Annotated in this window: 18 protein-coding genes and 1 riboswitch; of the genes, 8 read left to right on the forward strand and 10 right to left on the reverse strand. The window is 67.3% G+C overall.

Going from position 1 to position 21159, the window contains the following annotated elements; genetic code table 11:
- Nucleotides 1–104: 104 nt before the first annotated feature.
- Complete coding sequence (hslO, locus tag AC5P78_RS00075) at nt 105–998, reverse strand: Hsp33 family molecular chaperone HslO (protein ID WP_005410687.1); 894 nt, start codon at nt 996–998, stop codon at nt 105–107.
- Nucleotides 999–1075: 77 nt separating this feature from the next.
- On the opposite strand from hslO, the gene mtgA reads away from it, so the two are divergent.
- From mtgA to AC5P78_RS00090, 3 genes are read left to right on the forward strand one after another with little or no spacing between them, the layout of a single operon-like run.
- Nucleotides 1076–1825: a monofunctional biosynthetic peptidoglycan transglycosylase gene (gene mtgA, locus AC5P78_RS00080; RefSeq protein ID WP_005410686.1), complete on the forward strand. Its 750-nt coding sequence runs from the start codon at nt 1076–1078 to the stop codon at nt 1823–1825.
- 46 nt (nt 1826–1871) lie between these two features.
- A complete protein-coding gene (locus AC5P78_RS00085; RefSeq protein WP_005410685.1) occupies nt 1872–2891 on the forward strand; it encodes a glycosyltransferase family 2 protein in 1020 nt (339 codons plus the stop codon).
- Nucleotides 2851–3282, forward strand: a complete 432-nt coding sequence (locus tag AC5P78_RS00090) for a CBS domain-containing protein (RefSeq protein ID WP_005414236.1) — start codon at nt 2851–2853, stop codon at nt 3280–3282. The genes AC5P78_RS00085 and AC5P78_RS00090 overlap by 41 nt, the downstream gene beginning before the upstream one ends.
- A 181-nt stretch (nt 3283–3463) precedes the next feature.
- Here AC5P78_RS00090 and AC5P78_RS00095 read toward each other — a convergent pair whose 3' ends face one another.
- The 4 genes from AC5P78_RS00095 to AC5P78_RS00110 all read right to left on the reverse strand — a co-directional run bounded on the left by AC5P78_RS00095 (nt 3464) and on the right by AC5P78_RS00110 (nt 8871).
- The gene (locus tag AC5P78_RS00095) at nt 3464–5437 is read right to left on the reverse strand and encodes an AsmA family protein (RefSeq protein ID WP_495217138.1); all 1974 of its coding nucleotides are present in this window, start codon (nt 5435–5437) and stop codon (nt 3464–3466) included.
- Nucleotides 5438–5520: 83 nt separating this feature from the next.
- Entirely contained in the window at nt 5521–6159 is a 639-nt protein-coding gene (gene trhA, locus AC5P78_RS00100; RefSeq protein WP_005410682.1) for a PAQR family membrane homeostasis protein TrhA, read from the reverse strand.
- Between the two features lie 159 nt (nt 6160–6318).
- Nucleotides 6319–7923, reverse strand: a complete 1605-nt coding sequence (locus AC5P78_RS00105; protein WP_414498539.1) for a peptide chain release factor 3 — start codon at nt 7921–7923, stop codon at nt 6319–6321.
- Between the two features lie 66 nt (nt 7924–7989).
- Nucleotides 7990–8871, reverse strand: a complete 882-nt coding sequence (locus AC5P78_RS00110; protein WP_012481024.1) for a M23 family metallopeptidase — start codon at nt 8869–8871, stop codon at nt 7990–7992.
- A 148-nt stretch (nt 8872–9019) separates the two neighbouring features.
- Nucleotides 9020–9138, forward strand: a riboswitch (SAM riboswitch).
- A gap of 77 nt (nt 9139–9215) precedes the next feature.
- On the opposite strand from AC5P78_RS00110, the gene metX reads away from it, so the two are divergent.
- From metX to AC5P78_RS00125, 3 genes are read left to right on the forward strand one after another with little or no spacing between them, the layout of a single operon-like run.
- Entirely contained in the window at nt 9216–10247 is a 1032-nt protein-coding gene (gene metX, locus AC5P78_RS00115; protein WP_005410679.1) for a homoserine O-succinyltransferase MetX, read from the forward strand.
- Entirely contained in the window at nt 10244–11479 is a 1236-nt protein-coding gene (locus AC5P78_RS00120; protein ID WP_059035134.1) for an O-succinylhomoserine (thiol)-lyase, read from the forward strand. Before metX ends, AC5P78_RS00120 begins: the two co-directional genes overlap by 4 nt.
- Nucleotides 11476–12543, forward strand: a complete 1068-nt coding sequence (locus AC5P78_RS00125) for a homoserine dehydrogenase family protein (RefSeq protein WP_049404532.1) — start codon at nt 11476–11478, stop codon at nt 12541–12543. The genes AC5P78_RS00120 and AC5P78_RS00125 overlap by 4 nt, the downstream gene beginning before the upstream one ends.
- 107 nt (nt 12544–12650) lie before the next feature.
- Here the strand turns inward: AC5P78_RS00125 and AC5P78_RS00130 are convergent, their stop codons facing one another.
- Both AC5P78_RS00130 and AC5P78_RS00135 read right to left on the reverse strand, forming a co-directional pair.
- On the reverse strand, nt 12651–13646 hold the full coding sequence (locus AC5P78_RS00130; protein ID WP_414498540.1) for an alpha/beta fold hydrolase: 996 nt from the start codon (nt 13644–13646) through the stop codon (nt 12651–12653).
- A gap of 203 nt (nt 13647–13849) precedes the next feature.
- Complete coding sequence (locus tag AC5P78_RS00135; RefSeq protein ID WP_005410675.1) at nt 13850–15232, reverse strand: L-serine ammonia-lyase; 1383 nt, start codon at nt 15230–15232, stop codon at nt 13850–13852.
- Between the two features lie 100 nt (nt 15233–15332).
- Here AC5P78_RS00135 and AC5P78_RS00140 point away from each other — a divergent pair, with 100 nt between their 5' ends.
- Entirely contained in the window at nt 15333–15563 is a 231-nt protein-coding gene (locus AC5P78_RS00140) for a glutaredoxin family protein (RefSeq protein ID WP_005414144.1), read from the forward strand.
- Between the two features lie 71 nt (nt 15564–15634).
- Here AC5P78_RS00140 and AC5P78_RS00145 read toward each other — a convergent pair whose 3' ends face one another.
- The 3 genes from AC5P78_RS00145 to AC5P78_RS00155 are packed head-to-tail and all read right to left on the reverse strand — an operon-like array spanning nt 15635 to nt 17426.
- Complete coding sequence (locus tag AC5P78_RS00145) at nt 15635–16207, reverse strand: YceI family protein (RefSeq protein WP_005414145.1); 573 nt, start codon at nt 16205–16207, stop codon at nt 15635–15637.
- A 3-nt stretch (nt 16208–16210) separates the two neighbouring features.
- On the reverse strand, nt 16211–16783 hold the full coding sequence (locus tag AC5P78_RS00150; RefSeq protein WP_005410672.1) for a cytochrome b: 573 nt from the start codon (nt 16781–16783) through the stop codon (nt 16211–16213).
- A gap of 10 nt (nt 16784–16793) precedes the next feature.
- Nucleotides 16794–17426, reverse strand: coding sequence for a YceI family protein (locus tag AC5P78_RS00155; protein WP_414498541.1), 633 nt, complete (start codon nt 17424–17426; stop codon nt 16794–16796).
- Nucleotides 17427–17590: 164 nt separating this feature from the next.
- On the opposite strand from AC5P78_RS00155, the gene AC5P78_RS00160 reads away from it, so the two are divergent.
- Complete coding sequence (locus AC5P78_RS00160; RefSeq protein WP_049396073.1) at nt 17591–21133, forward strand: sensor histidine kinase; 3543 nt, start codon at nt 17591–17593, stop codon at nt 21131–21133.
- The last annotated feature ends 26 nt before the right edge of the window (nt 21134–21159 follow it).

Raw genomic sequence — 21159 nt, forward strand, 5'->3', positions numbered from 1 at the left:
GACAGGGACGGACAACGGAAGTTCCCGTGGGGACGGGAACTTGATCCTAGGGTGTTTATGAATTCTTAACAAGCCTTGATCCTCCCCAGGTACAAGACTGCCGTTCATTGAAGCCGTTCAGGCGCCGGTACAGCCCCCTGGGCGCCGTGGAACAGTATGCCGAACTCCGTCAATGGAAAGTGATACTCACGCCCGCAGAATTCGCAACGGACCTCGACGGCGCCGGTGTCTGCAGCCGCTGCACGGGCCTCCTCCTCACCCAGCGACTGCAGCATCGCCGCCACCCGCTCGCGGGAACAGGAGCAGGCAAAGGACAGCGGCTTTTCGCCCATCAACGCCGGCTTCTCTTCGTGGAACAGGCGGTGCAGCAGCTGCTCGGCCGGGGTGGCCAGCAGTTCGGCCTTGCCCAGGGTCTCGAACAGGGCGCTGGCGCGCGCCCAGCCGTCCTCGTCGCCCTCGTCGCCCGGCAGCTTCTGCAGCAGCAGGCCGGCGGCACCATTGCGGTCGGCCGCCAGCAGCAGGCGGGTCGGCAGCTGCTCGGACTGGCGGAAGTAGTCCTCGAAGGCCTCGTCCAGTTCCGGTGCGGTCAGTCCGACCAGGCTCTGGTAGCGCTGTGGTTCACGCGGGTCCAGGCCGGGGTTCTCGATGGTGATGGCGAGGATCGCGTCATCGCCCAGGCTGGACAGGTCGCGCGGCGCGTCGCCGCCTTCGCTGAGCTGGGCGATACCGCGCAGGGTGCCGGCGGCGGTGCATTCGGCGAACAGGGTGCGCAGGGCAGTGCTGCTGCGCAGCTGGATCGACAGGCGTCCATCGATCTTGGTATGGCCGGTGAACAGCGCCGAGGCCACGCAGGCCTCGCCGAGCAGTTCGGCGGCGGTATCCGGGTACTCGGCGTGGGACAGGATTTCCTGCCAGGTGGCCTGCAGGTGCACGTGGACGCCGCGGACGCCGGCGTCGGGGAGCAGGAAGCGGATCAGGGAATCGGAGTTGGCGGTCATCGGCTCACATCGCGCGTAAACGGGGGCAGTTGCCGGATAATGCGCCGACAACCAGATAGAAGAAGGATGCACCAGTAATGGGGGCAGGGGGAGAGCAGCACAAGGTGGAAGCTGTCGTAGAAGGCCCGCGCCGCAGGCGCTGGCGCTGGAAACGGCTGCTGTGGCTGCCGGTGCTGCTGGCTGCTTTCAGCTGCCTGCAGGTCCTGGTGCTGCGGTTCATCGACCCGCCCGTGTCCATGGTGATGCTGTGGCGCTATGGCGAGGCGCTGGGCGAGGCCGATTGGTCCTATCGCCTGCATTACCAGTGGCGCGACCTTGACCAGATGGCGCCGAGCCTGCCGATTTCGCTGGTGGCCGCCGAGGACCAGCGTTTTCCCGACCACAACGGCTTCGATCTGCAGGCGATCGAGAAGGCCCGCGACCATAATGCCAAGGGCGGGCGACTGCGTGGCGCCAGCACGATCAGCCAGCAGGTGGCCAAGAACCTGTTCCTCTGGCAGGGCCGCAGCTGGATCCGCAAGGGGCTGGAGGTCTGGTACACCGTGCTGATCGAAGCGCTGTGGCCAAAGGAGCGCATCCTGGAGATGTACGCCAACATCGCCGAGTTCGGTGATGGCGTGTACGGAGCTCAGGCGGCGGCGCAGAAGTTCTGGGGCAAGGACGCGGCCAGGTTGAGCCCGGCCGATAGCGCGCGGTTGGCGGCGGTGCTGCCGGCACCGCGGCGCTACAACGCCGCAAAGCCAGGGCCGTACGTGCAGCGGCGCGCCGCCTGGATCCAGCGCCAGGCACGGCAGCTGGGCGGGGCCGCGTACCTTTCGGAAGAGTGAGCGCGCGCCGCCTGATCTACGGCCGGCGGCAACGTACAATCCGGGCATGACCCGCGAACGGCTCACTTTCGTCATCGCCGCCTACAACGAGGCCCTGGCACTGCCGTTGCTGCATCCGCGGTTGTGCGCGGTGCTCGACGCGCTGCCCGACATCGACGGCCACATTCTGTACGTGGACGACGGCAGCCATGACGGGACCTGGGAGGTGATCGCCCGCCTGGCCCAATCCGACGCGCGGGTCTCCGCGCTGAAGCTGTCGCGCAATTTCGGCAAGGAAGCCGCACTGACCGCTGGCCTGGACCTGGTGCGCGAAGGGGCGGCGATGATCCTGGATGCCGATGGCCAGGACCCGCCGGAGCTTGTGCCGCAGTTCGTCGCGCGCTGGCGCGAGGGCCATGACAACGTCTATGGCACGCGCCTGGCGCGCGATGGCGAGGCCTGGATCAAGCGTGCCACGGCGGCGATCTTCTACCGCGTGATGGGGCGCCTTTCGCGTACGCCGATCCCGGCCGACACCGGGGATTTCCGCCTGCTGTCACCACGCGCGCTGAGTGCGCTGCGCGAGATGCGTGAGCGCCATCGTTTCATGAAGGGGCTTTTCAGCTGGGTGGGTTTCAAGCGCGTGGCGGTGCCCTACCACCGCCACGCACGCGTGGCCGGCACCAGCAAGTTCAGCCTGTGGCGGCTGTGGAACTTCGCCCTGGAAGGCATCACCGGGTTCTCGACCGTGCCCCTGCGCGCGGCGACCTACCTGGGGCTGGCAACCGCGGCGGTGGCCTTCGTGTTCGGCATGTGGGTGATCGTCAAGGCCGCGCTGTACGGCGACCGGGTGGCGGGCTGGCCGACGATGATGGCGGTGATCCTGTTCCTGGGCGGGGTGCAGTTGATCGCGCTGGGCCTGATCGGTGAGTACCTGGGGCGCCTGTACGAAGAGTCCAAGCAGCGGCCGTTGTACCTGGTTGACGCGTGGCTAGCATCCGCCGTGGCAGACTCGGCTCTGCAACCCACCCTCGGAGGGCAGGCAGATGACCACGGTACGGCAACTGTTGGACGGCAAGTCTCCTGAAGTACATGCGGTCGCGCCGGATGCGGCGGTGATCGATGCGATCCGGTTGATGGCGGAAAAGGGCATTGGCGCGGTCCTGGTGATGGACGGGCCACGGTTGGTCGGGATCCTTTCGGAGCGCGATTACGCGCGCAAGATCGTGTTGCGTGATCGTTCTTCGCGCGATACGGCGGTGGCCGAGATCATGACGACGCAGGTGGTGACGGTGTCGCCGGGCGAACAGGTGGAGCATTGCCTGCAGCTGGTGACCGACTACCGCATCCGCCACCTGCCGGTGGTGGAGGGCGCGCAGGTGCTGGGGGTGATTTCCATTGGCGACCTGGTGAAGTCGGTGATCGATGCGCAGCGCAGGGAGCTGGATCAGCTGCAGCAGTACATCGTGGCGGGATGAGTTTTTCGCTGGCGGGCCTGCGGCCCGCCGGCCCGCTTTTCGAAGCTCAAAGCCAGGGCCAAAGCCAAAGCCAAAGCAGCGCCTTCCTGATGCGGGGGAGGCTGAGGGCATGGGCGTGTCCTGCCTGGGTCACCCGTCCCCCTCAAACCACGATCAATCCAGGCGCCACGAACGAACGCTCCTACTTCGCATACTGCCCACCGCAGTCGGCATCCTTGCCCGGCCCCAGTTCAATCGTAGCCAGCAGCGCTGCCGGCGGGGCAATGCTGCCCAGTGCCAGGGCCACCGCGCCGCGAATACCCAACGCCTTGAAGTCAGGGCGGAACGACGGGTCCTTGAACGTGCCGCTGATATGCAACGGTGACCGCAGTACCAGGATGCTCTTGTCCTTGGGGCGCGGTTTCAGCAGCAGGTCCAGGGTCTCGTCGCGCAGGCTGACCGTGCCTTCGCCGATGAGGATGGTATCGGTGGTGTCCACCGCCAGTGCCTGGCTGGTCATCAGGCCGTCCTGCACACCGAAGTCGGCGAAGGCGCAGCGCAGCGGAATCTGCTTGTCACCGGTCACCAGGAACTTCAGTGATTCGGTGATATCCAGCCCGGCCAGTTCCATCACCAGGTTGCCGACATGGCCACGGCCCATCGCCAGCCCGACCTTACCGCTGCTGCTGCCGAGCATGGCGGCGATCGAGTTGCCGCGCCCGCTCAGGTCCACTTCGCCGCCGATGCCGCCCTTGGCCTGCTCGGCCAGCTTCGCATCCGGGAAAAGCTGGCCCAGTTGCACGCCGCGTACGCTGGCCCTCAACGCAGTGCGAATCTGCGCCTGGCGTGCATCCATGCGGATCGTGCTGCGGATATCGCCGCCGGCCACGCCGAAGTTCAGCGGGTCCAGCCGCAGCACGCCGTCATCCAGCAGCAGGTGCGCGTCCATGTCGTCCAGTGGCAACGAGGGCGCGTTGATGCGGTGGGCCTTCCAGCGCACGTCGGCATCCATCGCACGCAGTTTGCCCAGGTTGTAGGGCGTGTCGGGCAATACCCGGCTGCTGGCGGCGACGCGGGCGGCCTGTGCCTTTTGCTCCGCATTCGCGGTTTCGCCGCCGCCGGTCTTCGGTGGCGCTCCCACGAAGCCGGCCAGGTCATCGAAGTCCAGGCGCCTGGATTCCAGTGTCGCGGTCAGCCGTGGACGGTCGCGTCCCACCTCGAACTGCAGGTTGCCAGCGAGGTCGCTGTCACCGACCTTCCCGGTGAAGCTGTCGTAGCGCCAGACGTTGTGGTCGCGCTTCAGCCGTCCGTCCAAGGCGTAGGGCGGTGAGGGCGGGATGGCAATGCCGAGCAGCGGGTACAGGTCCGACAGGTCCTGCCCGCTGAGTGCGAACTGCAGGTCGAACACCCGCAGCTGGAACGGATTGGTCAGCGTGCCACTGGCCACCGCGTGGGTAGCGCCGGCGCGACCGTCGAGGTGGATGCGGAACGGGTGGTCGCTGTCGGTCAGTTCCAGCGGAGATTCGGTGCCACCGCGCAGGGTGAACGGGTTGCCTTGCCAGTGGCCTTTGCCCTGTACCAGCAGCGGCGGTGAGGCATCGGCCTGTTTCGGCTGACCGCTGCGCACGCCCACGCGGATGTCGGTGCGGCCCAGTGCATCGATGAACTGCAGCCGACCATCGTCGATGCGCAGGCGTTTGAGCTGCGGGCTTGTGCCGCCGGCGCTGTCACCGAGGAAGTCCCAGTTGCCCGGCTCGCCCTTGCGCGGGGCGGTTTCCAGCAGCACGTCCGGCCGGGTCAGGCGCACCTCGGGCAGCTGCACGCTGCCGCGCAGCAGGGGCCAGACCCGCACGTCGATCTCGACGCGGTCTGCGCTGGCCATCTCAGGTTGTTTCGCCCAGCTGGCATTGGCGAAGGTGATCGCATCGGCGCGGATCGTGCTGGTGCGGCCGAGGTCGACATCAAGGTTCCCGATGCGCAGCACTCGGCCGGTGCGTGCCTGTACCGCGCGCTCCACCGGTCCCTTGAACCAGTTCCAGTCCCACAACGCGAGCAGTATCAGGATCGCCGCCAGCAGGAAGACCAGGATCGTGAGCCAGCGCCGGCCTCGTGGGCCGGGGCGGCGGAGGCGCCAACGGGACGTGCGCTTTGCGGCAGGGGAGGCGGCAGCATTCACGCTGCCATGGTTGCCCCCTGTTCGTGGACAGGGCGCGAAGCGACCATGTGCATGGCGTGCACACGCCGCCGTCGAGCGGCCGTTTACAGCACCTGCATGGTGACCGCGACGAAGTGGCAGACGCTGCCGCCGATCACGAACAGGTGCCAGATGGCATGCGAGTACGGGATCGATTCACGGTGGTAGAAGTAGGTCCCCAGCGTATACGACAGGCCGCCGGCGAACAGCCAGGTGAGGGTGCCGCCATCGATCGAGGCCCACATCGGCTTGATCGCCACGACCACCAGCCAGCCCATGGCGATGTAGATCACCGTTGAGAGCACCTTGAAACGGCCGGTGTAGAACAGCTTGAACACCACGCCGCCCAGCGCCAGCGCCCAGATCGCGGTGAACAGGCCCCAGCCCCACGGACCGCGCAGGCCGATCAGGGTGAACGGGGTATAGGTGCCCGCGATCAGCACATAGATCGCGCAGTGGTCGAACACCTTCAACCGGCCCTTGGCAACCGGATGCTGGATGGCGTGGTACAGCGTGGAGGCGGTGTACAGCAGCAACAGCGCGATACCGAACACGATCGCGCTGGCCAGCTGCCAGCCGTCGCCGTAGATCGCAGCCAGGGTGATCAACACCGCGCTGGCGGCCAGGGCGAATACCGCGCCCAGGCCATGGGTCAGGGCGCTGGCGATTTCTTCACGGATCGAAGCAATGGACGTCGTGGACATGGCGTAGGCATTGTTCGCGGGGAGGGGGACCCGCACCCCCTTATCATCGCCGCGATGGGCGATACGTGCACGCCTGTCACCGTATGGTGGGTGAATGCCTGCCTTGCGTTGGCTGGGGTCAGAGCCCTTTCCTGCGGAAAGGGATCCGACCCCTTGGCATCAGCCCACCGAAACGGTATGCGCCGCTTCGCGGGTGGCCGAGAAACGCACGTCCGGCGAGCGTTCCTGCGCCAGCTGCAGGTTGACCCGGGTCGGTGCCAGGTAGACCAGGTGGCCGGCTGCATCCAGTGCCAGGTTCAGCGCATTCTTTTCTCGGAACTCTTCCAGCTTCTTCTCGTTGCTGCAGTGGACCCAACGCGCGGTGGTCACGCTGACCGGCTCGAAGGTGGCTTCCACGCCGTACTCGTCCTTCAGGCGATAGGCCGCCACGTCGAACTGCAGCACACCCACCGCACCCAGGATCAGGTCGTTGCTGGTGAGAGGGCGGAAGAACTGGGTCGCGCCTTCTTCGGACAGCTGGGCCAGTCCCTTCTGCAGCTGCTTGAGCTTGAGCGGATCGCGCAGGCGCGCGCGGCGGAACAGTTCCGGCGCGAAGTTGGGGATGCCGGTGAAGGTGACCGCTTCGCCTTCGGTAAAGGTATCGCCGATGGAAATGGTGCCGTGGTTGTGGATGCCGATCACATCGCCCGGCCAGGCTTCGGCGGCGATTTCACGATCGCTGGCCATGAAGGTCAGTGCGTTGGCCAGCTTCATTTCCTTGCCGGTGCGCACGTGGAAGGTCTTCATGCCGGCGCTGAAGCGGCCCGAGCAGACGCGCATGAACGCGACGCGGTCGCGGTGCTGCGGGTCCATGTTGGCCTGGATCTTGAACACGAAGCCGGTCAGCTTGTTTTCTTCCGGGGCGATCTCGCGGCCGGTGGTGGAGCGTGCCTGCGGCGACGGCGCATGCTCGACGAAGAAGTCCAGCAGCGGCTGCACGCCGAAGTTGTTCACGCCCGAGCCGAAGAACACCGGGGTCTGCTTGCCGGCGCGGTAGGCCTCCAGGTCGAACGGATGGCTGGCGCCCTGCACCAGTTCCAGCTCGTCGCGCAGGTCGGCCAGCATCTGCGCACCGATCTTCTCGGCCAGGCCGGGGGCGTCGATGGACGGGAAGATGGTCGAGTCCTGGCGGGTGAAGTTGCGGCCCGGCTCGTACAGGTGCACTTCGCCGCTCAGCAGGTGGACCACGCCCTTCAGGCGCTGGCCCATGCCGATCGGCCAGGTGACCGGCGCGCACTGGATGCCCAGCACGGTTTCCACTTCATCCAGCAGCTCGATCGGGTCCTTGCCCTCGCGGTCGAGCTTGTTGATGAAGGTCATGATCGGGGTATCGCGCAGGCGGCACACTTCCATCAGCTTGATGGTGCGCTCTTCCACGCCCTTGGCCACGTCGATCACCATCAGTGCCGAGTCCACCGCAGTCAGCACGCGGTAGGTGTCCTCGCCGAAGTCGGCGTGGCCGGGGGTGTCGAGCAGGTTGACGATCTTGTCTTCGTACGGGAACTGCATCACCGAAGAGGTGACGGAGATGCCGCGTTCCTTTTCCAATGCCATCCAGTCGGAGGTGGCGTGGCGGGCGGCCTTGCGGCCCTTGACCGAACCGGCCATCTGGATCGCGCCTCCGAACAGCAGCAGCTTTTCGGTCAGCGTGGTCTTGCCGGCGTCAGGGTGGGAAATGATGGCGAAGGTGCGGCGACGCGACGCTTCGTTGGCGACTTCGGACATGGCAGTGGCGCCCACCCGGGGCGCTTTTCAAAGAGATAAGCGCCCGATTATACCGACCGGGGCCGTTCAGCGCCCGATGCCGCCCTCGGCCTCGCCCTGGCGGGCGAACTGCAGCTGGCCCTGTTCGGCGAAGATGCGTGCCGGCACCGAACGCAGGCCCATGCCGCGGTTGACCTGTACCACGAAGTGCAGGTGCGGTGCGCTGCTGAAGCCGCTGTTGCCGGACAGGCCGATGGGCTGCCCGGCGCCCACTGCCTGGCCGCGACGCACGCGCATGCCGCCGGCCTGCAGGTGGCCGTACAGGGCCATGCTGCCGTCGCTGTGCAGCACGCGGATGAAGTTGGCGCGGGCACCATCACGTTCGCGGTCCTGGCCGTTGCCTCGGAAGCCATCCTGGATCTGCATCACAGTGCCCTCGCGCGCGGCCAGCACCAGTGTGCCCTCCGGCAGTGCGAAGTCGACCGCGTCGCGGTTTTCCTCGTCGTCGTGGCTGAACCGGCCCTGCGGCGCCTGGTCCACGCGCGGGCGTGCATCATCGAAGGGCAGGCGGTAGGCCACATCCTCGGCCTGTGCGGCGGGGTTGCCTGGTACCGACTGCAGGCGCAGGTCCAGCATCCGGCCGTTGACCGGCGCGGGGAGGTGGCCGACGACCAGACTGCTGTCGCCCTGTATCAGTGACTGCACCGGCAAGCCGTCGACCGGGTGCCCAGGGGCGGCGCGCAGTTCGATCTGCAACGGCCCGGCCAGGGTGTTGTCGATCCGGGCCTGCCACTGTTCGCCGATCGACTGCAGGCGCAGCTGGGCCATCGGAAGGGGGGCCTTCGCCTCCGCGCTGGCGGGGGCAGGCGCCTTCGGCAGCATCCCCCAGCCCTGGCGCCAGTCGCTGGCGCCGGCAGAGGCGCTGGCCAGCAGCGGCAGGAGCAGGCAGGTCAAGGGCAGGCGTGGCATCAGCGGATTCAGGAAAACGGACCGTCCGGACTGTACCCGATCCTGAACGGAGCGACCGCGACACCTCTCGCATACCTGTCGCGAAAATATTCATCGCTTTATCCGCATGAAGGGATTGACAGCGCCCGGAAGCGCTGGCATCGTGGCCTCACCATCGAGACCGGCAGAGGGACAGGCCCTTTGAAGCCGGGGCAGCCCGCGGATGCGAAAGCGTTCGCGTAGGTGCCAAATCCTGCGGGGACCGTGGCGTCCACCGGAAGATGGTTCGATCCATGCACCGCACGTGCATCTCGAACGCGAGCCCCGCGAAGGCTCGATGGCCGATTCCCCAACCGGATCCCGCCATGAGCTTCGCTGCCAGTACCGCCGTTCGCCCCGAACCCTTTGTCCCCGTCAGCGTGCCGGTTGAAGACCGCGTGCATGCCGAGCGCGGTGAGTTCGCCGCGGTGCTGTCGATGCGTCACGCTGGCCCCAGCCCGGTGCGCCTGCGCTATGAGTGGGTCGGCCCGGCCAATGCGCCGGTGGTGGTGCTGGCCGGCGGCATTTCCGCCCATCGCCATGTGGCGTCCAACGCACAGTTCAGCGAGAAGGGCTGGGCCGAAGACCTGGTCGGCAGTGGTCGCACGCTGGATCCGCAGCAGTTGCGCGTACTGGCGTTCGACTTCATCGGGGCCGACGGTGCGTTGGACGTGCCGATCGATACCGCTGACCAGGCCGATGCGCTGGCGCTGCTGCTGGATCATCTGGGTATCCGCACGCTGAAGGCCTTCGTCGGCTACTCGTATGGCGCGCTGGTCGGCCAGCAGTTCGCAATCCGTCATCGAGCCCGGGTGCGCCAGCTGGTGCTGGCCAGCGGCGCGCATCGTCCGCACCCGTATGCCGCGGCCTGGCGCGCACTGCAGCGCCGCGCCGTCGCCCTCGGCCAACTGCAGTGCGGCGAAGACCACGGCCTGGCGCTGGCCCGGCAGTTCGCCATGCTCAGCTACCGCACCCCGGAAGAGTTCGGCGAGCGCTTCGACGCCGCGCCGGAAGTGATCAACGGCCGCGTGCGGGTCGCCGCCGAGGACTATCTGGACGCCGCCGGCGCGCAGTACGTCGCGCGCACGCCGGTGACCGCCTACCTGCGCCTGTCCGAATCGATCGACCTGCACCGCGTGGACCCCGCGGCCATCCTGCCGCCGACCGTGGTGGTCGCGGTGGAGGGTGACCGCCTGGTGCCGCTGGCCGACCTGGTCGGCCTGGTCGAGGGGCTGGGGCCGCGCGGAAGCCTGCGCGTGCTGCGCTCGCCCTATGGCCACGACGCCTTCCTCAAAGAAACCGATCGCATCGACGCGATCCTCGCCACCGCCTTCCGCACCTCTGGAGAGTCCGCATGAGCCTGCACGCCAACGAGCCGTCCTGTAGCCGCACCACTGCCGCCGTCCGTGCCGGCATCGATCGGGACACCGCGCATGGCGCGGTCACGCCGCCGATCGTGCTGTCGTCGAACTTCAGTTTTGAAGGCTTCGGCAACAAGCGCCAGTACGACTACACGCGCAGTGGCAACCCGACCCGCGACCTGTTGGGTGAAGCGCTGGCCGAGCTGGAAGGCGGTGCGGGCGGCGTGATCACCGCCACCGGCATGGGGGCGATCAACCTGGTGCTGAACGCGCTGCTTCAGCCGGGCGATACCCTGGTCGTGCCGCACGACGCGTACGGTGGCAGCTGGCGGCTGTTCAATGCGCTGGCGAAGAAGGGCCATTTCGAACTGGTCACCGCCGACCTGACCGATCCGCGCGCGCTGTCGCAGGCGCTGGCCACCCAGCCGAAGCTGGTGCTGGTGGAAACGCCGTCCAATCCGCTGCTGCGCATCACCGACCTGCGCTTCGTCATCGATGCCGCGCACAAGGCAGGTGCTCTGGTTGTGGTCGACAACACCTTCCTGTCGCCGGCCCTGCAGCAACCACTGTCATTCGGTGCGGATCTGGTGCTGCATTCCACCACCAAGTACATCAACGGCCACAGCGACGTGGTGGGTGGTGCGATCGTCGCGCGCGATCCGGCACTGCATGAGCAGCTGGTGTGGTGGGGCAACGCGCTGGGCCTGACGGGTTCGCCGTTTGATGCCTTCCTGACCCTGCGCGGCCTGCGCACGCTGGATGCGCGCCTGCGCGTGCATCAGGAGAACACCACGTCGATCGTTGCGCTGCTGGACCAGCATCCGGCGGTCGGCCGCGTCTATTATCCGGGTCTGGCCGATCACCCGGGCCACTCCATCGCTGCTCGCCAGCAGAGTGGCTTTGGCGCGATGCTGTCGTTCGAACTGGCGCACTGCGCGGGTGATGATCCGCACGCGGCGGTGCGCGCGTTCGTCGATGGCCTGCGCTGTTTCACCCTGGCCGAATCGCTGGGCGGCGTCGAAAGCCTGATCGCGCACCCCGCCACCATGACCCATGCGGCGATGACCGCCGAAGCGCGTGCTGCGGCCGGCATCAGCGAAGGCCTGCTGCGCCTGTCGGTTGGCATCGAGGCCGAGCGTGACCTGTTGGCCGATCTCGGCGCCGCGCTGCAGCGTGCCGAAGCGGTGATTGATGCGGCTGCGCGCCGCAAACAGGTGGTGGATGCATGAGCGCGCTCGCCGCAGAAATTCCTGCTCTGGGCGTGGGACGCCTGGCGCTGCTGGGCACCGGCACGGTCGGCTCGGCCTTCGTACAGCGTTACCAGGCATTGCGGGCGCGTGGGCTGGAACTGCCCAGCGTGCAGTGGCTGGCCAATTCACGCACTGCGCTGGAGATCGATCGTGACCTGGCCTTGCCGCTGGAACTGGCACGGCGTGCACCGCGCGATGGCCAGAGTTCGCCACCGTGGGCGAGTGCGGAAGGACTGGAGCGTGGCGACGTGGTGGTCGACGCCACCGCCAGCGAAGACGTGGCCGCGCGCCACGTGCAGTGGCTGGCGCGGGGCGTGCATGTGGTGACCGCCAACAAGCTGGGGCGTGGTGCGCAGCTGGCCCGCGCGCAGGCCATTGCGGAAAGCTGTGCCGACAGTGGCGCACGCTATGGCGACAGCGCGACGGTGGGCGCGGGCCTGCCGCTGTTGAGCAGCCTGCGTGCACTGGTGGCCGGTGGCGATCACATCCATGCCATCGAAGGCGTGCTGTCCGGTTCGCTGGCGTGGCTGTTCCATCGCTATGACGGCCAGTCGCCGTTCTCGGCGGCGGTGCGCGAGGCGCTGGCTGCCGGCTACACCGAGCCCGATCCGCGCCTGGACCTTTCCGGTGAAGACGTGCGTCGCAAGCTGCTGATCCTCGCTCGCAGCAGCGGGTTGGCGCTGGATGCGTCGCAGGTAGAGGTGGATTCACTGGTGCCTGAAGCGCTGGCAGCGCTGCCGCTGGAGGATGCGGTGGCGGCGCTCGAGCAGCTGGATGCGCCGTTGCAGGCGCGCTGGCAGCAGGCGCATGACAATGGCCGCGTGCTGCGTTTCGTTGGCCGTGTTGATGGCGAGGGTGCGCAGGTGGGCCTGCGTGAGTTGCCTGCCGATCACCCGTTGGCGCAGGGCGCGGGCACCGACAATCGGGTGGCCATCCACAGCGATCGCTATCACCGCCAGCCGTTGTTGATCCAGGGCCCGGGCGCGGGCGCGGAAGTCACCGCCGCCGCGCTGCTGGATGACGTGCTGCGGATCGTCGGCTGATCGCACTGCTTCTGTAGAGCCGAGCCCATGCTCGGCTGCTGCTGGCAAAATCCCCTCCTGCTGGATAAGCCGAGCATGGGCTCGGCTCTACAGGGGACGGCTGCCGTTCAATGCGCCTTCAATGCCTTCAGCAACGCCGCGTTGAACTGCTTCGGGTCCTGCACCTGCGGCGAATGGCCCAGTTCGGCGAACTCGATCAGCGTCGCGCCGGGAATCGCCGCGGCTGCCGCCTTGCCGAGCACCGGATAGTTGCCCAGCGTCGCCTTCACCGCTGGTGGCGCCAGGTCGCGACCGATCGCGGTGCGGTCCTTCTGGCCGATGAACAGCGTGGTCGGCACCTGAACATTCTTGAGTTCGTAGACCACCGGCTGGTTGAACACCATGTCCGAGGCCAGCGCCTGGCTCCATGCAACGGCCTGCTTGCCCGGGCCTTCGTACATGCCCGACTGCATCCGCGCCCACGGTTCATATGCCGGCTTCCATTTGCCGTCGTAGTACACGTCCAGCTGGTAGTGGCGGATGCTGTCATAGCTGATGTTCATTTCGCCGGCGTACCACGCGTCCACGCTGCGCCAGGGAACACCCAGCGCCTTCCAGTCTTCCAGCCCGATCGGGTTGACCAGTGACAGGCTGCGCAGGTCCTGCGGGAACATCAGCGCATAGCGCACCGCCAGCATGCCGCCCATCGAATGACCGACCAGGTGCACCGGGACGTCACCCAGTTGCAGCTGTTGCAGCAGGGCATGGGTGTTGGCGGCCAGCTGCGCGAAGCTGTACTGGTAGCGCTCGGGCTTGCTGGATTTGCAGAAACCCACCTGGTCCGGGGCGATCACCCGGTAGCCGGCGGCGACCAGTGGCTTGATCGATTCCTTCCAGGTGGCGGCACAGAAGTTCTTGCCGTGCAGCAGCACCACCACGCCGATGGGTGCTTTCTTCGGCGCGATGTCGAGGTAGGCCATTTCCAGCGGCTGCCGCTGCGATTCCAGCGCGAAGGTCTTCACCGGATAGCCGTAGTCGAAACCCTCCAGCCGCGACCCGTAAGTGGGCGCGGCCAGCGCAGGCAGTGGAAGGCAGGCAAGCAGGGCGGCAGCGATCACGCGCATGGGGCGGTCCTGGATAGGGGAGCCCCGAGCCTAACCGGAACGCAGTGACGGTGTCGTCCGACCGGGCAAGGGCGACTGGGTAGAGTCGACTGTTAGTCGACTACCTTCCCCACAACGAGCGAAAATCCCGCGCTGCGCGCGATAGTCGACCAACGGTCGACTCTACCTGTGGCCCGGCGCCATCGCGCCGGGACCGGTCGACCTCAACACTCGATGACGTTCACCGCCAGGCCGCCACGGCTGGTTTCCTTGTACTTGTCCTGCATGTCGCGGCCGGTATCGCGCATGGTCTTGATCACCTTGTCCAGCGACACCTTGTGCTTGCCGTCGCCGCGCATCGCCATGCGCGAGGCATTGATCGCCTTCACCGCGCCCATCGCATTGCGCTCGATGCAGGGGATCTGCACCAGCCCGCCGATCGGATCACAGGTCAGGCCGAGGTTGTGTTCCATGCCGATTTCCGCGGCATTCTCGATCTGGCTCGGGTTGCCACCCAGCGCTGCGACCAGGCCACCGGCCGCCATCGAGCAGGCCACGCCCACTTCGCCCTGGCAGCCCACCTCGGCGCCGGAGATCGAGGCGTTTTCCTTGTACAGGATGCCGATCGCTGCCGAGGTCAGCAGGAAGTCGAATACGCGCTGTTCGTTGGCGCCGGGGCAGAAACGGTCGAAGTAATGCAGCACCGCCGGCAGCACGCCGGCAGCGCCGTTGGTCGGCGCAGTCACCACACGACCACCGGCGGCGTTCTCTTCGTTCACCGCCAGCGCGTACAGGTTGACCCAGTCCAGCGTGGTCAGCGGATCGCGCATCGCTGCTTCCGGCTTCGACGACAGCTCGCGGTACAGCGCCGGTGCACGACGGCCGACCTTCAGGCCACCCGGCAGCACGCCTTCCTCGCGGATGCCGCGCGCCACGCACGACTGCATCGCACTCCAGATCTCGCGCAGGTTGGCGCGGATCTCGTCTTCGCTGCGCCAGCACTTCTCGTTCTCGAACATCAGCTGGGCAATGCTCAGGCCGCTGCGCGCGGTCTGCGCCAGCAGCTCGTCGCCGCTCTTGAACGGGTAGGGCAGCGGGGTTTCGTCGGGCACGATGCGGTCATCGGCCGCGTCGTCCTGGTTGACCACGAAGCCGCCACCGACCGAGTAATAGTCGCGGGTGGCGATCACCTCGTCCTCGGCGTTGTACGCGGTGAAGCGCATGCCGTTGGTGTGGTACGGCAGCTTCTGGCGCTTGTTCATGCCGAGGTCGCGCTTCTCGTCGAAGGCGATCTCGTGCTGGCCCATCAGTTGGATGCGCTTGCTGCTGCGGATGCGCTCCAGGGTGGCCGGAATGATGTCCGGATCGATCAGGTTCGGCCGCTGGCCTTCCAGGCCCAGCAGGATCGCCTTGTCGGTGCCATGGCCGCGGCCGGTCAGCGCCAGCGAGCCATAGACATCGGCGCGGATGCGCGCGACTTCGTTCAGGCGACCCGGGTCGAGCAGCCAGCGATGGATGAATCGCTCGGCGGCCTTCATCGGCCCGACGGTGTGCGAGGAGCTCGGGCCAATGCCGATCTTGAAAACGTCGAACGTGCTGACAGCCATGGTTGCCGTACTGCGGGTACCGGAGGAGACCGCTATTCTAGCGGTTCATGCCGCACTTCCATGGCTGCGGCGCAGCATTTCGGCAGAGGGAGCAAAACCGGTGTTGACCCTGTTCCAGCGCGATGACTGCCACCTGTGCGACATGGCCCTGGCCGAGCTGGCCAAGGCGCGGGCACCGGAGTTCGAATCGGTGTTCCTGGATGACCAGCCTGCGCTGGAAGCGCGCTACGGCGCGCGGGTGCCGGTGCTGCGCGACGAGCGCGGCGACCGTGAGCTGGACTGGCCGTTCGACGCGGCCACGGTCCAGGCCTGGCTGGCCGTCGATCGGTAGTGCCGGCCGTTGGCCGGCAACCCCGCGATGCCCGGTGATGCCGGCCAGCGGCCGGCACTACCAGAGGCGGTTTATTTCGCGTCGAACTTCACGATCGTGCTGATCGCGGTTTCGTCCGGGATGGTCTTGGTGTCGGCCCAGTCGCCGCCGCCGACGCCGAAGTCCAGGCGCTTGACCGTGGCCTTGCCGGTCAGCACCGGCTGGGTGCCCGGCTTCCAGGTGAAGGTGAGGGTGACCGGCTTGCTGACGCCTCGCAGCTCCAGTGTGCCATCGGCGGCGAACTGGTCATTGCCCACCGCGCGGAAGCCCTTGGCGGTGTAGCGTGCGGTGGCGAACTTGCCAACATTGAAGAAGTCGGCGGTCTGCAGGGTCGAGTCACGGTCGCTGTTGCCGCTCTTGGCGCCGGCCAGCGGGATCACCACGTCCAGCGAACCGGCGGCCGGATTGGCCGGGTCGAAGCTGAGCTTGGTGGCGAAGCCCGGGAAGCTGCCGGTGAACACTTCGCCGTCGTACTTGGTGGCGAACACCAGGATCGAGCCGGCGCCGGGCGCCTGTGCGTAGTCGGCGGCGAACACCGGGGTGGTGGCCAGCATGCCGGCCAGGGCGGCGGCCACGGCGGCCGGAGTGGTCAGTTTCAGGTTCATCGGTCAGTCCTTCTGAGGGGAGGCGAGCCAGCCGCGCGGCAACATGCGGGACAAGGTCGCATCGCGCTGGAACAGGTGGTGGTAGAAGGCAGCGCCGGCATGGGCCAGCACCACTGCGATCAAAAGCCAGAAGCCGTACTCGTGGATGGCATGCGATACCGCGACCACCTGCGGGTCGGGACCGCTCAGCTTGGGCACGTCGACCAGGCCGAACCAGCGGAACGGGCGCAGGCCGCTGGCCGAGTCGTACAGCCAGCCCGACAGCGGGATGGCGAACATCAGCACGTAGAGCAGCACGTGGGTGGCACTGGCGATGCGTTCCTGCCAGCTGGGCACGCCCGGCACCGGCTTGGGGGCACCGGCATACAGGCGCCAGCCGAGGCGGAAGAGCACGAGCGCCAGCACGGTGATGCCGATCGACTTGTGCGCGGTATAGACCCAGAAATACTTGGGGGTCTTGGGCAGTTCGCCCATGGTCAGGCCGACCACGCCCAGGGCGAGGATCAGCAATGCGATCAACCAATGCAGGATCTGGCTGACACTCCCCCAGGCGGCGGGGGTGTTCTTGGCGGTCATGAAGGGTCCTCTAGGGGGCCGTCTTGGGGTCGGAGTGTGGAACGGGAGCGGGAGTTCCCGGGGCGTCGCTGCGGTCGAGGGTGGCTTCAGCCTCGATCCTCAGCTGTACTGCATCACCGATGACGCCCGGCCAGGCGGTGATGCCGAACGCGCGCCGGCTCAGCGTGGTGCTGGCGGAAAAACCGGCGGTGCGTCGGAACGGGGGGAGGGGGTAGCGCTTGACGGCGTTGAGGGTCACGTCCAGCGTGATCTCCTGGCTGACCCCGCGCAGGGTCAGGGTGCCGATCACGTGGGCGCGCCTGGCATCGATCGGTTCGACCCGGCTGGAGACGAAATGTGCCTTCGGGAAACGCTCGCCATCCAGAAGGCTGCGGGCCAGCGTGGCCTGGTTCCATTTGGCGTCACCAAGGTCCAATCGCGACACGGGGACTTCGACGTCCAACGTGGCTTCGCGCCAGTTGTCGGGATCGAACTGCAGCCGGCCCTCACTGCCGGAGACCGTGCCCATCGCCTGCGAGTAGCCCGCGTGGTCGATGCTGAACAGCACACGCGTGTGCACCGGATCGAGGCGATAGGTATCTGCATCCGCCCAGGCGGGAGCGGTGGCGAGCAGCATCGGCAGCAGGGCCAGGCAGGGACGCATCGATGGCGGGCTCCGGAAGGGGTACGCTGTGATCATACGCACAGGCCCCTGCCAAGGATGCGTGCATGGCTGCAACAGTTCGTGGTGGTCCTGCCCCGGCAACAGGCTGTTGCAGCCATGACCCCGGCCCTGTGTGACAATCGGGACAGGACAGGGGGTTCAGGATGACGAGCAGCTGGCGCCTGTGGTGCCTGGGCATCGCGGCAACGGGGCTGCTGCTGTTGGCGTCTGCCACGGCGGCTGCAGCCCTGGACATGGCAGAAACACCACGCCTGCGGCGCTTCGGTGCCGCCGAAGGCATGCCTTCGCGCATGGTGCTGGCGCTGGCCGAGGACCGCCAGGGCCATGTCTGGGCCGCAACCGATGGCGGTCTGGTGCGCTACGACGGCAGCTCGCTGCGGGTCTGGGAACATGACCCGGAACAGCCCGGTTCGTTGCCCGGCAACGAGATCGAGACCCTGCTGGTCGATCCGCTGGACCGCGTGTGGGTGGGCATCAATGGCAAGGGCGTGGCCCGCCTGGATGCCGACCGCGAGCGGTTCAAGACCTTCGATGCGGTCAATGGTCCGTGCCTGGGCCAGTTCTGGACGCTGGCCTACGCCGGGGATGCGTTGTGGATCGGCACCAGCAGCCAGGGTATCTGCCGGTTCGGGGAGGACGGCAGCCTGCGCTTCTTCAAGCACGACCCGGCCCGTGCCGACGGCCTGCCCAGCAACACCATCTACAGCAGCCTGGTCGATGCGCGGGGGCGCCTGTGGATCGGTACCGAGGCCGGCGTCGCACGCTGGAATGGCCGTGACTTCGAGCCCGTGGCACCGCACGCGCTGGGCGCATTGAGCGTGCTGCGGATGAGCCGCGATCCGGATGGCTCGATCTGGGTCGGCAGCCAGAACGATGGCCTGTACCGCATCGATGCGCAGGACCGGGTCAGTCGTCCGCGCTGGAGCGACAGCGCCGGCCTGCGCTCGGCGCTGGTGCTGGCCGATCGCCAGGGCGGCTACTGGGCGGGCACGTCCGATGGCCTGCTGCGTGGCGACGCAAGTGCGCTATGGCGGCTCGACGGCGACCGCGGCAGTGGTTTCCTCACTGCACAGAGCGGTGTGCTCGATCTGCTGCAGGACCATGAAGGCGGATTGTGGGTCGCCCTGCTGACCCAGGGACTGGCCTACCTCCCGCCGGACTGGCGCCGCTTCTCGATCTGGAACCAGCTCGATGGCAAGCCGCTGGACAGCCAGTACCTGCTGGGCGCGGCCAGTGATGGCCAGAACTACTACGTGGGTTCGGCGCACGGCGTGTATCAGCTGGACGCGCACGGCACGTTGCGCCTGCTGGCCAGCGACCGCGAGATCGGCAGCGGTGCGGTGTGGTCGGTACTGCCACGGTCGGACGGGCGCCTGTGGCTGGGGCGTGCCGGCCGCATCAGCGTGTATGACCCGGCCACCCGCGCGCTGCACGACTGGCACATCGGTGGAGGCGCCGATCTGCGCCAGCGCATCGACCTGATGCGGCAGGCACCCGATGGCACGGTCTGGCTTTCGGTGATGAACCTGGGCCTGCAGCAGCGCAGTGCGGAGGGCCGGGTGCTGCGCAGCTATCCTCTCGACGATTTCCGCAAGGCGGCCGACTCACCCATCGAGCAGATCCGCTTCGATGCCCATGGCAAGGCATGGGTGATGGGCGACATGGGCATCTGGCGTGAGCAGGCCGGTCGCTTCGAAGCGGTGCCGGGGGTCTCGCGCGGGCTGATCTACGACCTGGTGTGGGTGGATCCGCAGCAGTTGTGGCTGGCCCGCCAGGGCGCGCTGGAGCGCTACCAGTGGGATGGCATGAGCCTGCGCCTGATCCAGCGCATTGATGGAAGCGCCGGTGTGCCGCCGGTCAGCATGGGGGGCCTGGCATTGGCCGACAATGGCCGGGTGTGGGCGACCACGCCGCGCGGCCTGCTGCGCTGGGACCCGAAAGCACGACGCCTGCAGTTGTTCAATGAACGCGATGGCCTGTCCGATGCCGAGTTCACCAGCCGGCCGCCAGCGGTGAATGCTGATGGTCGCGTTCTGGCCGTCGCCCAGACCGGCCTGGTTGCATTCGACGTGAATGCCGACGACGTGGTGCTGCCCGGGTCGTCGCTGGTGATTGCCGAGGTGCGCGTGCGCCGCGACGATGCACGCGGCTGGCAGCCGCTGCCGAACACCGGCACCCTGCTGCTGGGACCGGATGATCGCGACCTGCAGATCGATGCACGGTTGTTGTCGTATGCCAATCCCCAGGGCAACCGCTACCGCTTCCGGGTACGCGGGTATGACCAGAACTGGGTGGAGCAGGGCGGCGACGGCCAGCGCACGCTGTCGCGACTGCCGACCGGCAGCTACGTCATCGAAGTGCAGGCGGCCACCGCCAATGGTGCATGGACGCCTTCGCAGCAGCTGCAGGTGAAGGTGCTGCCACCCTGGTGGCGCAGCGGCATGGCGATCTTCGGCTACATCCTGATCGGTTCGCTGCTGCTGCTCGTCCTGGTCTGGTCGATCCGTGCGCGCCTGCGCCGTCGCCAGCAATGGCAGCTGACCGTGCACAAGCAGGAGCTGGCCGAACAGGCCTCGCAGGCCAAGAGCCGGTTCCTGGCCACGCTGGGGCATGAAGTCCGCACGCCGATGACCGGCGTGCTTGGCATGAGCGAGTTGCTGCTGGCCACACCGCTGGACCCGGTGCAGCGCAGCTATGCCGGCTCCATCCAGCAGGCCGGCAGCCATCTGCTGCGGTTGGTCAACGATGCGCTGGACCTCGCGCGCATCGAAGCCGGTCGACTGGAGCTGGATCTGCGTCCGTTCGACCTGGCCGGACTGCTCGACCAGGTGCAGGCGCTGATGCAGCCCATGGCGAAACAGCGCAAGCTGGATTTCCAGCGTGGCGACGATCCGCCCGGCCCGATCAGCGTCAGTGGCGACGAGATGCGCGTGCGGCAGATCCTGCTCAACCTGCTGGGCAATGCCATCAAGTTCACCGAGCGCGGTCATGTCGGCCTGGCCGTGCACCTGGAAGAGAACGGCGGCGGTCTCTGCTTCGAAGTGCACGACAGTGGTCCGGGTATCAATGCCGAGCAGCAGGAGCGGCTGTTCCACCGATTCGAACAGGCGGAGGGGCCGCGCACGGCCTCGCGCTATGGTGGAAGCGGGCTGGGCCTGGCGATCTGCCAGGAGCTGGCCGTGGCGATGGGCGGGCGCATCGAAGTGGACAGCCAGCCAGGCAAGGGCGCGCGTTTCCGGGTGCGGTTGCCGCTGCCCTGGACCCGGCAGGCAGCCGCCACGGGCGAAGCGCCGGCACTGCCGATGCTGCCGCCACTGCGCATCCTGCTGGTGGAGGACGATGCCACCGTGGCCGAGGTCATCGCCGGCCTGCTGCGCAGCCGCGGCCATGAGGTGGTGCATGTGCTGCATGGCCTGGGGGCTTTGTCGGAGATCGCTACCGACGGCTTCGATGTCGGCCTGCTCGATCTCGACCTGCCTGCGCTGGACGGTACTGCGATCGCCCGCCAGCTGCGCACCCTGGGCTACGAACTGCCACTGGTGGCGGTGACCGCCCGCTCCGATGCGTATGCCGAATCGCAGGTGCTCGCTGCCGGTTTCGATGGTTTCCTGCGCAAGCCGGTGACCGGCGACATGCTGGTGGCAGCGATCATCCAGGCTCGCGCCAAACGACAGACCACAACTTGAAAACGTCGACGCCGGGCGTGAACGGC

The sequence above is a fragment of the Stenotrophomonas sp. YJH_SMC_133 genome (assembly GCF_059370655.1).